General features: G+C 49.6%; 14 protein-coding genes. 4 read left to right on the forward strand and 10 right to left on the reverse strand.

What is annotated here, in order from left to right; translation table 11 throughout:
* The first annotated feature begins 295 nt into the window (after nucleotides 1-295).
* The 4 genes from ACYVSB_RS00200 to ACYVSB_RS00215 all read left to right on the forward strand — a co-directional run bounded on the left by ACYVSB_RS00200 (nucleotide 296) and on the right by ACYVSB_RS00215 (nucleotide 5324).
* Nucleotides 296-1120 carry a lipoyl protein ligase domain-containing protein gene (locus tag ACYVSB_RS00200; RefSeq protein ID WP_461217944.1) on the forward strand — a complete coding sequence of 275 codons (825 nt, stop codon included), beginning with the start codon at nucleotides 296-298 and terminating at the stop codon, nucleotides 1118-1120.
* A 285-nt stretch (nucleotides 1121-1405) separates the two neighbouring features.
* A complete protein-coding gene (locus ACYVSB_RS00205; protein ID WP_461217945.1) occupies nucleotides 1406-2758 on the forward strand; it encodes an HD domain-containing protein in 1353 nt (450 codons plus the stop codon).
* Nucleotides 2759-2785: 27 nt separating this feature from the next.
* Nucleotides 2786-3205 carry a large conductance mechanosensitive channel protein MscL gene (gene mscL, locus ACYVSB_RS00210; RefSeq protein WP_461217946.1) on the forward strand — a complete coding sequence of 140 codons (420 nt, stop codon included), beginning with the start codon at nucleotides 2786-2788 and terminating at the stop codon, nucleotides 3203-3205.
* 316 nt (nucleotides 3206-3521) lie between these two features.
* Nucleotides 3522-5324, forward strand: a complete 1803-nt coding sequence (locus tag ACYVSB_RS00215) for a MucBP domain-containing protein (protein WP_461217947.1) — start codon at nucleotides 3522-3524, stop codon at nucleotides 5322-5324.
* 106 nt (nucleotides 5325-5430) lie between these two features.
* Here ACYVSB_RS00215 and ACYVSB_RS00220 read toward each other — a convergent pair whose 3' ends face one another.
* The 10 genes from ACYVSB_RS00220 to metG form a co-directional block, all read right to left on the reverse strand.
* Nucleotides 5431-6417, reverse strand: coding sequence for a ribose-phosphate diphosphokinase (locus ACYVSB_RS00220; RefSeq protein WP_461217948.1), 987 nt, complete (start codon nucleotides 6415-6417; stop codon nucleotides 5431-5433).
* A 33-nt stretch (nucleotides 6418-6450) separates the two neighbouring features.
* Nucleotides 6451-7839, reverse strand: a complete 1389-nt coding sequence (gene glmU, locus ACYVSB_RS00225; RefSeq protein ID WP_461217949.1) for a bifunctional UDP-N-acetylglucosamine diphosphorylase/glucosamine-1-phosphate N-acetyltransferase GlmU — start codon at nucleotides 7837-7839, stop codon at nucleotides 6451-6453.
* A 346-nt stretch (nucleotides 7840-8185) separates the two neighbouring features.
* Entirely contained in the window at nucleotides 8186-8407 is a 222-nt protein-coding gene (locus ACYVSB_RS00230) for a hypothetical protein (RefSeq protein WP_461217950.1), read from the reverse strand.
* 265 nt (nucleotides 8408-8672) lie between these two features.
* Nucleotides 8673-9518: a pur operon repressor gene (gene purR / locus ACYVSB_RS00235; RefSeq protein WP_461217951.1), complete on the reverse strand. Its 846-nt coding sequence runs from the start codon at nucleotides 9516-9518 to the stop codon at nucleotides 8673-8675.
* A gap of 68 nt (nucleotides 9519-9586) precedes the next feature.
* Nucleotides 9587-10483 carry a 4-(cytidine 5'-diphospho)-2-C-methyl-D-erythritol kinase gene (gene ispE / locus ACYVSB_RS00240; protein WP_461217952.1) on the reverse strand — a complete coding sequence of 299 codons (897 nt, stop codon included), beginning with the start codon at nucleotides 10481-10483 and terminating at the stop codon, nucleotides 9587-9589.
* A gap of 214 nt (nucleotides 10484-10697) precedes the next feature.
* Nucleotides 10698-10952, reverse strand: coding sequence for a Veg family protein (locus ACYVSB_RS00245; RefSeq protein ID WP_125597119.1), 255 nt, complete (start codon nucleotides 10950-10952; stop codon nucleotides 10698-10700).
* Nucleotides 10953-11066: 114 nt separating this feature from the next.
* Nucleotides 11067-11966 carry a 16S rRNA (adenine(1518)-N(6)/adenine(1519)-N(6))-dimethyltransferase RsmA gene (gene rsmA, locus ACYVSB_RS00250; RefSeq protein ID WP_461217953.1) on the reverse strand — a complete coding sequence of 300 codons (900 nt, stop codon included), beginning with the start codon at nucleotides 11964-11966 and terminating at the stop codon, nucleotides 11067-11069.
* A complete protein-coding gene (gene rnmV, locus ACYVSB_RS00255) occupies nucleotides 11956-12510 on the reverse strand; it encodes a ribonuclease M5 (protein WP_461217954.1) in 555 nt (184 codons plus the stop codon). Before rnmV ends, rsmA begins: the two co-directional genes overlap by 11 nt.
* Complete coding sequence (locus ACYVSB_RS00260) at nucleotides 12507-13289, reverse strand: TatD family hydrolase (protein WP_461217955.1); 783 nt, start codon at nucleotides 13287-13289, stop codon at nucleotides 12507-12509. Before ACYVSB_RS00260 ends, rnmV begins: the two co-directional genes overlap by 4 nt.
* A gap of 59 nt (nucleotides 13290-13348) precedes the next feature.
* The gene (gene metG, locus ACYVSB_RS00265) at nucleotides 13349-15385 is read right to left on the reverse strand and encodes a methionine--tRNA ligase (protein WP_461217956.1); all 2037 of its coding nucleotides are present in this window, start codon (nucleotides 15383-15385) and stop codon (nucleotides 13349-13351) included.
* Between the last annotated feature and the right edge of the window lie 33 nt (nucleotides 15386-15418).

Here is a 15418-nt window from a genome sequence, read left to right on the forward strand (position 1 = left end):
ATATAGCAAATCAACCGGTCGTGCGCACTTTATTGAAACGTGCTGCGCGCAACTGTCTGCTGTGCTTAACTACGCTAGGCTTCCGGAGGCGAAGACCAGCCTCCAAAATCCTAGCTAGGTTAATGCTCGCAGTCAACCCGTTGCGCTCCGCACTCTACCTAAACGTGCTGCGCGCAACTGTCTGCTGTGCTTAACCACCGAGCAATTGCCTAGACCACAATTACCCAAAAAAATAGCATGTTTTTTGCCCTGAAGACCGGGTTTACGCTATACTAAGGCTAGCTTAGTTTGTGAGGTGACCATCATCATTTTTGAAAATCCGACACCGGTCGTCGATGTCCTGCAGTCCCATTATCCACCTGACAGAAGTTTAGACGCTTTTGCGGATACGCAAGCGTTTATGCGCTTGGTACAACGGACGCGCCGCCCGTTACTTCATTACTGGACCCTTGAACAGACCGTGATCTTAGGGCTACGTGATCGGCAACTGCCCCAATTATCCGCAGGTTTGCAAGGTCTTGATCAGGCGGGCTGGCGCTACTTCTTCCGGAACGCAGGTGGCCTGGGGATCCCCAGTGATCAAGGTATCCTAAACATCTCGCTGATTCTACCACCCAATTACCAAGTGACGATCAACCAAGGCTATCAAATGATGACCGCGCTCTTACAAGCCGGCTTCACCGCCGAGAAGTTGGCGCTGGTTCCTGGCGAAGTGGCCACGTCATATTGCCCAGGAACGTTCGATCTCAGTCTGGGCACGCAAAAAGTCGCCGGCATCGCCCAACGACGCAGCCGCGGAGCGACCGCGATCATGGCCTATTTAGGAGTCAACGGCGATCAACCTCAACGCGGTGAATTGATGCGTACTTTCTATCAGGCTAGTGGTGGGCAACCGCCACTTTTCCCAGCGGTCGACCCGCAAGTCATGACCACGTTAGCGGCGTTCCTTCCGGGATTGAAAGTTCACGAAACCCTGCAAATGATCCAAAAGGGTCTGCAGACTCAAGACACCGAATTGGACCCACTGCGTTTCATGGACCTACTTGCGGAACCAGAATATCAAACTTACTTTAACCAAGCACAACAAGCGCTGGTCGAACTCAATCAGCCGATCCAGTGAAAAACAATCCGCATGAACCAGAGTGTGAGCCACCCCGGGTTGCGCTTGAGCATTAGCCTAGCCATTGTTTTGGAAGCGCACCTTGCTTCCGGAACAATGGCGTAGCTAAGCGGAAAGCGCTGGGGCGGCGAACACGTTTCAAATCAGAGTGTGAGCCACCCCGGGAGCTTCTGAGCATTAACCTAGCCAGGATTTTGGAGGCAGGGCCTTGCCTCTGGAAGCCGGGCGTACCTAAGCGGAAAGCGCTGGGGCGGCGAACACGATTAAATGAAGGAGTTGTCAGCAATGGAAAAACCAATCATGTTACCACGGGAAAAGGTTCTCCGCGATCCCGTTCACAATTACATTCATGTGACCCATCAAGTCATTCTTGATTTGATCAATACCTCGGAGTTTCAACGGTTACGGCGCATCAAGCAATTAGGCGCGTCCTCGTATACTTTTCATGGGGCGGAGCATTCTCGCTTTACTCACTGTGTCGGCGTTTATGAAATCACGCGGCAGATTTGTAACAATTTCCAGCGTAATTATCCTTCGAAGACTCCTGAAGATCATTTGTGGCATGACGATGAGGAACGTCTGGTCGCCTTATGCGCGGCCCTGCTCCACGACATCGGTCACGGTCCATATTCCCATACTTTTGAGCACATTTTCGGGACGGATCACGAGGCGATCACTCGCCAAATCTTGACCTCTCCTGAAACAGAAGTCAACCAGGTTTTGCGCGGCATCGGCCCAGATTTCCCAGAAAAGGTCGCCAGCGTGATCGGCAAGACATACGCCAATCCCCAAGTCGTCCAAATGATCAGCAGTCAGATCGACGCCGACCGGATGGATTACTTGTTGCGCGACGCCTATAATACCGGCACGAAATACGGCATGTTCGATTTGACCCGAATTTTACGGGTGATGCGTCCGTATCGGAATGGCATCGCCTTCGAGGCCAGTGGGATGCACGCGGTGGAAGACTACATTGTTTGTCGGTTTCAAATGTACCAGCAGGTCTATTTCCATCCGGTCAGTCGCTCAATGGAAGTAATTCTCGACCACTTACTCCATCGAGCCAAATATCTTTACGAACACGGTCAGCTAAACCACGAGCAGACCCCTACCCTATTAGTTCCGTTCCTCGAAGATGACTTCACTTTGCAAGACTATTTGCGGTTAGATGACGGTGTCTTAACCACCTACTTCACCTTGTGGCGAGACCATCCTGATGATATCCTACGCGACTTGACCTCTCGTTTTCTCGATCGGCGGCCATTGAAGTCGGTCCGCTTCACCCCAGAGACCCGTGACTTGCTGCCTCATCTGCAAGAATTGATCGAGGCGGCTGGATTCAATCCCCAATATTACACAGCCGTCAATGACAGCTACGACTTGCCCTATGACGCCTATGATCCTTCTTCCAAGGAGCCGAAAACGCAAATCGAGCTGATGGAACCGGACGGCACCTTGGAAGAACTTTCCACGGTCAGTCCGATCGTCGCGGCAATCACGGGAAAAAGTACCGGTGACGAGCGCTTCTTCTTCCCTCGAGAAATGATCCATCCTGAAGAGCTGCAACTGTTCGAACCACTATATCAGGAATTTCAAACCTTCTTACGCAACGACTGCCTAGTTGACCCACACGCGTAAATTTAACTTTCAAAGGAGCAAATAACAATGATCAAAGAATTTCGTGAATTTATCTCTCGTGGCAGTGTGATCGACATGGCCATTGGTGTTTTGATCGGGGGCGCCTTTAACGGTCTAGTCGCTTCCCTAACCAAAAACGTTCTCAGTCCCTTGATTGGGATCTTTACTCGATCCGTTGATTTGTCCTCAATTTCCTTTCAAGTTGGCGCCGCCAAATTTACCATTGGCAGTTTCCTCAATGATGTGATTCAATTTCTGATCATGATGTTCGTGATTTTCCTGATCGTCAAATCATTTAACAAATTACGAGATCTGACCACCAAACAAGCCGAGCCAGAGCCAGAAGCCATTCCTGCTGATGAACAATACTTGAAAGAAATCCGCGATTTATTGGCGGCGCAACAAGCCACCAAAGATGAGCAAGCATCGGAACACCGTCAACTATAATTGAGAAATGTCTCGCAAAGAACTGATGATCATCAAGCCAAGCAGCTTGATGATCATCAGTTTTTTGTTACGTTTTTATCTGACAAAAAGTCGTCAGATAAGTTGATAAATCAGCGGGAATAAGTATTTGTCTCATCACGAGACCATGCTATTATTAGCGCGTATTCAAAGCAGAGTGTGAGCCACCCCGGGTAGCTTCTGAGCATTAACCTAGCCAGGATTTTGGAAGCGGGTTTCGCTTTCAGAAGCTTGACGTAGTTAAGTGGAAACCGCTGGGGTGGAGACCACGTTGCAAAAAAACTTAGGGGTGGGACGATTGAAGTTAGGTAAACGTCACTGGCGCTGTTTAAGTTTAGGGATTGCGCTTTTACTAGGCGCATTGGTAGCAGCGCCAAATATTCAAGTTCAAGGCAGACAAATTAACACGCGACTAAGCATCTATTTCAGCGAGGACAATACTGATCCCAATATAGAAACAACGACTTACGGAATCAATGAGATTCTTGACGCCAATGGTCAGCCCTATCCGAAAATGGCTGAAATCTTTAAGAAATATATTTTCGCCTCAGTTTTTTCTCCACACTATGATCACGTTAGTCACTATCCACAACGATATTTTGTCGACCAATTCTTTTGGCACGGTAATCAGGGGACCATTGGTAAGTATAGCGAAAATCCCAGTAACTTTCCTTATAACGATACCATCAACGGCAAGATGTCATTGGAACTCGGCTCTTCCTATCGATCTGGAATATCTATTTCTTATGGGATCAGTTTGCAACTAGGTGGTGTTGTTCACAATGATATGCTTGGTTCGGAAGCGCCCATTGATGCCATTAAAAAGGTCATGTTTGCAGGTACAGAGGTCGATTTAAAGCAGGCAATTCCAGCTACAACGATTCACTTCATCGCCAATCCACACAATACGACCACCAGAAAAGAACTGGCTCAGATTCCTTTTCTCAATCAATACATTGATTTCAAGCAAAATACAACCACTCCTAGCACCTATGATCTTTCCAGCCTAGTCGATCGGGAGATCCCCGGTTACACCGTTTCTAAAGCGCATCATGTTGACGCCACGAAGATCGACGGCGCTGGCAAGACTGTCACCGATACCGAGCCATTGACGGGTTCCAACCAGGATCGGGGTGACATTTATTACTACTACGACGCCAATCCTGCAGCTGCTATTACCGTTAATTATCAAGTCGATGATCAAGCGCACACGCTACTGGACACAGAAACAATTTCACCCGCAGGCAAGTTCTATGGCGATCCGTATACAACAATAGGCAAACAATTTCCCGGCTACTCTTTAGTGGCTCGCCCAACCAATGCTAGCGGCACTTTTAGTGATCAAGTGGGTTCGACCGTTACTTATCACTACCAGAAAAGAACACCGCCACATCCAAGCAACATGGGTGATGTCCAAGTTCAGTACCTAGATCCAGACGGTCAAGATCTTCAAGCCCCAGCCCATCTTCGAGGTATCGTGGGCACCGCTTATCAAACCAAGGCGACATCATTTGCCGGTTATACCTTGACAGCGAATCCCAGCAACGCGACCGGGACATTCCGTTCAGGTACAGTGGTGATCATTTATCGGTATCAGCGTATCCGCGAAACGACGACTTGGCAAGTTGATCCCATGAATGCCATTGGCACCGTCGCATATCATCCCAACTATGGGATTGCTGTCTGGGACGATTTTCGAGACACCCGTCAGTTGGTTTACGGTCGAAGACAAGTCAAACGGCTCCCTCATCGATCCCGTTGGCAGATATTTGAAAAGGCCAGCCGCGCAGACGAAACTTGGTACAATCTTGGCGGTCAGCAATGGGTTCAAGCTAAGTATCTCAAATTAGCAGAGCCACCCCGCGATAATTATCACATCACGCAGTTAAAAGGCGTCGCCACTATCAACTATCTGCCAGGTTACGGTATCGCGCTTTGGAATCATTATGGCGCCCACCGGCAGCTGGCCACCTGGAACAAACTCCCCCATCAATCGCGCTGGCGCGTTTTCGCCCAGGCCAGCAACGGCGCAGAAATCTGGTATAATCTTGGTGGCCAGCAATGGATTTCTAGTAAATATACAAGGGTCCAACTAGATTGATTTTACCAAGAAGCCGATAAAACTTGCGCTAGGATTTTAGACCCAAAATCTCGAGTCAAAAGGACCACAGCCTTTTCTTGGCTGTGGTCCTTTTGTGGTCGAAAACTTATTGATTTTGGTTGTGGCCCTGATAACGATTGATGAACAATGGACTCACCGGTTCATCATGATAAATCCGGCGAATCGCATCGCCCATTAATGGCCCAACTGAAACTTGAACCATTTTATCGATGACCTTCTCTTGCGGTAAATTGATCGAATCAGTCACAATCAATTTCTTGATTGGTGACTTGGTGATCCGCTCAATTGCTGGTCCAGATAGAACTGGGTGGGTACAAGACGCATAAACTTCACTAGCGCCAGCGTCAATGAGGGCCTGCGCCGCCAAAGTGATTGTCCCGGCAGTGTCGATCATATCATCAATAATGATGGCCCGCTTACCGGAAACCTTCCCAATGATGTTCATGACTTCCGCCACGTTCGCCCGTGGCCGACGCTTATCAATGATCGCGATCGGCGCCTTTAAGAACTGCGCTAATTTCCGTGCTCGGCCAACACCACCATGGTCTGGCGAAACAACAACGGCATTCTCATCCAAGTGATTCGCCAGGAAATAATCCGCCAATAACGGCGAGCCAACCAAGTGATCAACCGGAATGTCAAAGAAGCCTTGAATTTGGGGAGCGTGGAGATCCAATGCCAAAATCCGATCAGCGCCAGCGCGTTGTAACATATTAGCGACTAATTTCGCCGTGATCGGTTCCCGTGCCCGCGTCTTACGATCTTGACGCGCATAGCCGTAATAAGGCATCACCACATTGATATTTCTGGCTGAAGCCCGGCGCAACGCATCGATCATGATCAACAATTCCATCAAATTATCATTGACCGGCGCTGAGGTCGATTGAATCAGGAAAACATCGGCACCACGAATACTCTCATCGATGTTGATTTGGATCTCACCATCAGAGAAACGTGTTACGGATGACTTACCCAGGGGTACACCAACTGCAGCCGCGATTTTTTCCGCTAAAGGCTTATTGGAATTTAACGAAAAAATCCTCAGTTTTGAATCAGCACAACTACTTGTCATTGTTTCCTCCTATTTTTACACACTACCTAAATTCTAATGCCATTCGGGGTCCTGAGCAAGGGGTAATTTCTGCCAATAGTCATTTTTATTCGTTTGGCGCGCCCGCGCGATGGCCAAAGCCCGTGTTGGCACGTCATCGGTGATGGTTGAACCCGCCGCCACAAAACTATGATCCGCTAATTTAACTGGCGCGACAATGTTGGAATTACTGCCGATAAAACTGTGACTGCCAACTTCACTATGAAATTTGTGGACACCATCGTAGTTAACAAAAACCACACCACAGCCAACATTGATATCACTGCCCAGGGTCGCGTCGCCAACATAACTCAAGTGGCCGACCTTAGTACGGGCGCCAATCGTCGCGTTTTTGACTTCGCAGAAATTACCGATGTGCACATCCGCGCCAATGATTGCCTGGGGCCGTAAATGGCTGTTCGGGCCAATATCAGAACCAGCAGCCATTTGCGCCTGCTCCAGCGTTGAGCTGGTCACGTGAACATGATCAGCCAAAATACTATCGGTCAGCTCAGAATTCGCGCCAATATAACAATCGGACCCAATCACTGTTTTGCCCTTCAAATTGACTTGGCCTTCAATGATCGTATCGTTACCGATCCGCACATCCGCGTCAATGTGGGCAGTTTCAGGATCGATCAGCGTCACACCCGCGCGCATATGAGCTTCATTGATCCGCCGTTGCATCAATTTTGTGGCCTGCGCCAACGCCACGCGATCGTTCACGCCCAGCGATTCGTTGAAATCAGGCGTTTGGTAAGCGGCGACGATCTCGCCTTGATCCTTCAAAATTTGAATCACATCGGTCAAATAATACTCACCTTGGGCATTATGATTGGTCACTTGGTGCAGGGCCTTGAACATGGTTTGATTATCAAAACAATAAACGCCGGTGTTGATTTCAGTCACTGCCGCCTCTTCTTTAGTAGCATCTTTTTGTTCGACGATTTTTTCGACAATGCCTAATTCATTGCGAATGATGCGACCGTAACCAGTGGGATCACTGGCATGGGCGGTCAAAATCGTCGCCTTGGCGCCCTTCGCTTGATGATAAGCATATAATTTCTCAAAGGTTTGCGCCGTCAATAACGGGGTGTCGCCATTGACCACCAACGTCATCCCGGCCAAAGCACCTAGTTTCGCCTCCGCTTGCAAAACCGCGTGTCCAGTCCCCAACTGTGCTTCTTGAAAGGCATAATCACTGCGCGCACCTAATAATTCTTCGACCGCTTCAGCCCCATGACCCACGACCGTCACGATTTTCTCTGGATTTGTTTGTTCGACCTGCGTCAATACATGATCGACCATGGCCCGGCCGCAAACACGGTGCAATACTTTGTACAACTTCGACTTCATTCGTGTTCCTTGACCAGCTGCTAAAATAACGGTATAACGCCCTGACATAATAAGCTTCCCTTCAGTAAACCAATTTAGAGATTTTTGACTCTTGAATCATGTTAATCATAACTTAATCGCAAAATAAACTCAATGGAAAAAGGCAGGGTGTTGGTGGATTGCAGATGTGGTGGGCTCCAGGTCGGGCTGGGGGTGGTGGAACGCGGCGGGCACGATTTTGAGCTTTTCGGAAGCCCACCGAAAATCTCAAAACTCGGCCTTATTCTAGGCGGCAAAGCCGCCAAGAATAATATCGCGGCTGACTCACCCCCAGCCCGACCTTCCGCCAAACGGATAAACAGCCACCAACGCCAGAGTGCGGAACACAACGGGTTGACTTTGAGCATTAACCTAGCTAGGCGGAAAAAGCTAGGTCGGCGAACACGTTCCAACGCCACGCTCCGCTCCAGCCGCTCAACGTTATCATAGTCGTTTGAGCACTCACGCCGACTGGCAGGCTATGGTCAATTGATGCGGAGCCACGGAACTGAAGACCGTGGTTAGTGGTCATCACCTTTACATTGGTGACACCAGCGCAGTCTGTTTGATGAACTGGCGTAGGTTTTTGATGGCGCAAACAGATTGGCCGATTTCAAGTCAACCTTCGTTTAAGTTTTAAGGCATGGTTTTTGACGCTACCTGAATTTTACCGACCGCCTGCTCCAAATCAGTTTGATGACCGCTATCCCAAAAACTGACAATGGCAAAAGGATGCTCTCCTAACGCTCGATCAAAATAACTGTAAAAAAAGTTTGGAAATCTGCCACGATTTCCAAACTCCCAGAAACAACTTTAACAGCCAAAACTTACTAACCACCCTAGCCTTCAACCCAGGGCTGAATTCAGGCCTGATCCGAAGTGACCGCGGCCAATTTGTCCAGATAATTACCTAACTCCACTTTGATCTCGCTGGCGTGCGTGTCCACGGCCACCACATTCAACAGTGAGGTGTACTCTGTTTCCACCCGTTGCCCCGCAAAAGTCGCTTCAGCAAAAACGGTAATACCGACTAACTCGGCCTCAAACTCCTTGAGCAAATCATGCATTCCGTGAATCGTCCCGCCGCCTTTCATGAAATCATCGACGATCACCACATTCGCGCCCTCGGGCAGACTACGCTTGGAGAGCTCCATTTTCTCGATTCGTGAGGAGGATGCAGAGACGTAATTCACGCTGACGGTGGCGCCTTCGGTAATTTTCGCGTCGCGCCGCACGATCACAAAAGGAACACCTAAGCAAGTGGCCACACTTTGCGCGATGGGGATGCCCTTAGTGGCCACCGTCATCACCGCGTCGACCTGTTGATCAACATAAAGCGCCGCGATCAACCGCCCGATCATGCGCAAATAAGTTGGATTACCAAGTAAATCGGACAAATAGAGATAGCCGCCGGGCAATAGTCGCTCTTTTTCGGCTAATTTCAGGGCCATCATTCCCAGGAAATCCGTTGCGCCGCTCTGACTAACACCAGGCAGATACTGCACCCCACCAGCCGCGCCAGGAAGTGTTTGTACACGCCCCAAACCGCGCGCGTTAAAAGTTCGTTTAATAATGGCCAGATCCTCGCTGATCGACGATTTAGCCGAATCATAGCGCCGCACGAAAAACGGCAGGGAGATCAATTCCCGGGGGTGGTCCAACAGATAACTGGTCATGTCGATCAACCGATCACTACGCCTTACTTTCATTATTATCTTCTCCTCGAATTATTAGCTCAATTATACCGATAATAAGTTGAAATTTCTAGACAATTTACTTATTTTTTGCTAAATCGTTCGCTTTTTATTGGGAAGGGTAATAAACTCAGCGGTTGAACCAAGTAAACCTCCTCGCAAAATCCCCGCATCGCGTTATAAATCCGCCTAGCCTGGGACTGCTTGGCGGTCAACGCGAACATCGTTGGACCAGTGCCACTCATCTGCGCAGCCAGTGCGCCCGCTCGCAGCATACGCTCCTTGATCACCAATAACTGCGGATGTTGAGTGCTGGTGACTTCTTCTAAACTATTGGCCATCCCCCGCGCCACCATCGGCCAATCCCCCTGACGCAATCCCGCGCAAATCCCAGCAATGTCTGGGTGATGAGTCAATTGGGTCAATGACACTTGGGCTAATAGCTTAGTCGTTGAGACGCTGACCTGGGGCTTGACCAAGACCAACCAAAAATTCGGCACCAGTCCCAAAGGTTCGACCCGTTCACCTTGACCGCTGACCACAGCAGGCGTCGCGTACACACAGAAAGGGACATCGGCATCTAATTCCACCCCCAACTGGGCCAATTCCGCTAAAGATAGTTGTAGGTGCCATAACCGATTCAAACCCCGAAGCACCGCGGCCGCATCCGCTGACCCGCCCCCCAGACCAGCCGAAACCGGAATCCGTTTGATGATTTCGATTTTCGCGCCCTGGCGACAATCAAAGCGCCGCTGCAGTAACTGGGCCGCGCGATAAGCTAAATTGCGCTGATCCACCGGCAAGAAATCTCGATTGGTCGTCACTTGAATGCGACCAGTTGGATCCGGTTGAATTCGTACTGTGTCCACCAGACCCACTGCCAACAAAACCATCCGCCATTCTTCGGCGCCGTTGTGATGGCGGTAGAGCAGATCCAGCCCCAGATTGATTTTAGCTGGCGCCTGTTCACTGATTTCCATGTTTTCACCACATTTCTCTATTGTCGTCATTGTACCACGAGCGCGCCGGATCCACTGTCACTGACCGTCCGCCAACGACCAGCACCCACCTAGTCGCGACCCACGAATGTCCCCGCCACCGCAATCATTTAAAAAAAGGTTAGAAAAAAAGCCGAACACCTGCGTGCCCGACTTGACTGCTTGTAAATCCAAATGAAAATACGACGACCAGTAACTATTCAGCTGTAAGAGAACTATTGTCGAACTCGATCTCAATCGATCTGGTTAGTAAATCGGTGTAACTGTAAGAAACCCGTTCAAAAGAATTCTCATCCTGATTCAAGTCAACGATAAAGACTGCCGGATAAGTTTCCTTCAAAGTGCCATGACGTCTGGTAATCTTTTTCCGTCCTGCCTGGGCAACTACCGTCAACCGTTGACCGATATGATCGTCAAGTTGATGCTTGATGCTTGATAATGACATTGGCATTGGCCTCACTCCTTGGGCTTAAGTATAGCACAAATTGTGAATTTTTTCAAGTTTATTAAAAAATGAGATTAAAATTAAATTCTCAGCCTCGCCAGAACGGAAAGCGCATCACCCTTATTTGCTCCAGCGAAAATCAGCCAGCGCCGCGGTCAATTCAATGAAATCCGGAATCGCCAACTGCTCGGCCCGTAATGTGCCCACTAACCCCAGTTGACTAAAAACAGCAGATAACTCACTTTTCTGGTCTTTCCCGACCAGCCGTAATAAATTATTCTGCAAATTCTTGCGCCGTTGTTGGAAACTGGCCTGAACCACTTGGTCAAAACGTTGACGATCCACGATTTGATAAGGTGGCTGCGCGTAACGATGTAGCCGCAAGACGGCCGAGTCCACATTAGGCTGGGGCACGAAGGCCGTTTTCGGAACGATTTGGTCGATTTCCGCCTGCATTTGCAGTTGGGTGCTGATACTCAAGGGACCATAATCCTTGTGACCAGGGTGGGCAATAATGCGTTGCGCCACTTCTTTTTGCATCATCAGCACCAACACATCTGGTTGGGTCACGCCATTGATCAGGCTAAACATGATCGGGGTCGTAATATAATAGGGCAGATTGGCCACAACCTTGATTTGGCCATAGCCAGGTTGAGTGTGGGCGGCCACTAGACTCGCCAGATCCGTCTGCAGAATGTCTTGGTGGACCACTGTCACATTGTCATAAGGCGCCAAGGTTGCTTCAAGAATCGGGATCAAGCGTTGATCGATCTCCACGGCAATCACTTGTTGAACCTCACGTGCCAACTGTTCGGTCAACGAACCGATCCCGGGACCGATCTCGATTACCAAGTCATCTGGCTGAAGCTGCGCCGCCGCCAAGATCCCCGCGATCACGGGCCGATTGGTCAGGAAATTCTGGCCCAAACTCTTCTTGAATTCAAAATGGTACTGATGCAAAATCGCGTTGGTCCGGATTGGATCGGCGATATCAAGTCGCTGTGGTTGATTAGTCATCATTGTCCTCCAATCGTCGCAAGGCCTGTTGGAAATCCGCGGCGGAAACTTGTAACATCTGAAGCCGCGGCAAAAGTTGTTTGCCATTGGCATAACCGATGTGCAACAGATCACCGAGCCGCTCGCGCCGCTGTTTCGCCGCCGGTCCGGCAATCAACCCCGCCGCCACCAGATCACGGCGACTAAGCTGACTCACAAATGTCTGATCCGTGGTCAGAACGTGGGCCAGGCAAGCCCGTAGATCCGCCGCACTGGCATGTTCCACGCCCAAGCTTCCTTTTCCTTGTGGCCGAGCCTGACTGCGTGGCAAGAACGCTTGCTTGGCGTTCGGCGCCACGGCCAGCACCTTCTTACGGATCTGTTCACCATTGAAATCGGGATCGGTCAGCACGATTAGTGGCCGTTTCTCCGCGACAGCTTTGATTTCTTGCAAGATCGCAGGCGGAACCGCTGATCCCCGTGTCTCAATGGTGTCCACCGCGCCAAAAACCTCCCGCAGTCGCCGCGTATCGTCGCGTCCTTCCACGATGATCACTTCTTGAATCATTCGCTATCCTCCAAACCAAAAACTTGCAACGCGTTCCGGTATGTTTGCTGGGCAATCGTTGCCAGCGGTAAGCTCAAACTTTGCGCGATTCCTGCTGCCACATAACGCGTATAACCAGGTTCGTTTTGCTGTCCGCGATGGGGCATTGGCGTCAAGTATGGCGCATCTGTTTCAATTAATAAACGATTCAAGGGAACTTGCGCCAGACTTTCCCGCAAGTAGGCGGCGTTTTTGAACGTGATCACCCCACTAAAGGAAAGATAGGCCCCTAAATCTAGAAACTTCGGCACCCATTCTGGTGGCGCATTGAAGCTGTGCATAATGATTCGCTGGGGCGGCAGTTGCGCCGCCGCTAAGATGGCGTAGGTGTCCGCCAAAGCATCACGAGAATGGATCGATACTGGCAGATCAAGCGCTTTAGCTAAAGCCAGTTGCGCGGCGAAAACCTGCCGCTGAACGGGTCGCGGTGACGCATCCCAGTGATAATCCAACCCGATTTCGCCAATCGCCACTACTTTTGATCGCTGGCAATTCGCGCGTAACCAAGCCGCCGCCGCGGTATCATAATCCTTCGCGTCATCCGGATGCCAGCCAATGATCGCGTAAGCATTGGGAAATTCCGCCGCTAACCGTAAGGCCCCTTCATTTAATGTTTGGTTAGAACCAACATTGGCCAGTTTGACCACACCCAATGCCGCGGCGTGGCGCACAAAAGACGCCTCTTGACCAGCAAAAGGCGTATCGTTTAAATGTGTATGTGTATCAAAAATTTTAACCATTGTAACCCCTTGATTTCAGCGATCCGCTACCTTTTATCAACTGATGGCTCGCTGGTTGATCAACCAATCAACGCGCCGTTGGCATGCTCCGCGCCAACCAAAGCCAGTTGCACCTGTCCTTGGCTGTCTTCTGACGAAAGTAACATCCCGTTGGAGACTTCACCGCGAATCTTCCGGGGCGCCAAATTAGTTACCGCTAAGACTTTCTGCCCAACCAATTGATCGAATTCGGGATAGAATTCCGCGATGCCGGATAGAATCTGCCGCTGCTCTCCGTTTCCTAGATCTAATTGGAACTTCAACAATTTATCAGCCTTTTTGACTTTCTCAACGGCCAAGATCTGCGCAACCTTGATCTCAACTTGATCGAATTGGTCAAACTTGATTTCTGGTTTCGCCGCTGGTTCAGCAACTGGCGCGGCCGGTTTAGCCGCGGCCGGTTGTTTTTGTTCCTTGCTCATCTGGGCTTTGATATAGGCGATTTCTTCGTCACGGTCAAGCCGTGGGAAAATCGGTGTCCCCTTTTCAACCACGACACGCCCTGCTGGGAATTGACCGAAGATTGGACTGGTTTCCGCCAACTCAGCATCCTGCAACCCTAATTGGGCGAAAATCTTCTTCGGAGCATGGGTCATGATCGGCTGAATCAGAAGCGCAATGATCCGCAAGCTTTCCGCCAAATGGCCCATCACGTTAGCCAATTCGGCAGCTTTAGCTGGATCTTTCGCCAAAACCCAAGGCTCAGTCTCGTCAATGTACTTATTGGCCCGACTGATCAGTTGCCAAACCTTCTCTAGCGCCGTTGGGAATTGATAATGGGTCATCGCCTCGTCATAAGCGGTGATCGTGGCATTGGCCGTCTCCCGCAAACTCTGGTCAAAGCCGGTGGTATCACTTAATTCCGTTGGGACATGCCCAGCCTCGTACTTGTTGATCATCGCCACGGTCCGGTTCAGGAGATTCCCCAAATCATTCGCCAAATCGAAGTTGATCCGATCGACATAATCCTCCGGGGTGAAAATCCCATCATGACCAAAAGGAAAAGCCCGCATCAAATAATAGCGCAACGCGTCCAAACCGTAACGTTCCACCAACATTTCCGGATAAACCACATTCCCCTTGGACTTGGACATTTTGCCATCTTTCATCAACAGCCAGCCATGACCATAGACCTGTTTAGGCAAAGGTAGATCCAGCGCCATCAAAATGATCGGCCAATAAATCGTGTGGAACCGCACGATTTCTTTGCCGACGAAATGGACATCCGCTGGCCAGTATTTGTCAAACAAGGTCTGATCATCTGAACCATAACCAAGCGCGGTAATATAGTTGAGTAACGCATCGACCCAAACATAAACCACGTGCTTCGGATTGCTAGGAATCGGCACACCCCAATTAAACGTTGTCCGTGACATCGCCAAATCTTCCAAGCCCGGTTTAATGAAGTTATTGATCATTTCATTCTTCCGCGACTCCGGTTGAATAAATTGGGGATTCTCATCATAATATTTCAACAAACGATCCGCGTATTTACTCATCTTGAAGAAGTACGATTCCTCGCTGACCAGTTGGACCTCGTGACCGGACGGCGCCTTGCCGCCGATAACCCGGCCTTGATCGTCGCGATAAACTTCAGCCAATTGAGATTCCGTGAAATATTCCTCATCAGAAACAGAATACCAACCGGTGTATTTACCCAAATAAACATCGCCTTGCGCAATCAAGCGCTCCACGATTTTTTGGACGGCTTTGACGTGATAATCATCCGTGGTCCGAATAAATTTATCATTGGTGATTTCCAGTTTTTGCCAAAGCTGCTTGATGTCCGCCGCCATCTTGTCAACGTAAGCTTGAGGTGAAATCCCCTGAGCCTCCGCCTTTTGTTCGATCTTCAACCCGTGCTCGTCTGTTCCGGTCAGGAAGAACACATCGTAACCCTTTAAGCGCTTGTAGCGTGCTAAAGAATCAGCCGCGATGGTGGTGTAGGAATTACCGATCGTTAGTTTTCCTGAAGGATAATAAATCGGTGTTGTAATATAATAGGTTGGTTTTGCCACGAAAAAAACCTCCAACTGCTCTAAGTTCGAATTTAACATGCCGAAGCATATTCAGAGTTTATTATAGCATAT

Source organism: Lapidilactobacillus salsurivasis, from assembly GCF_054785215.1.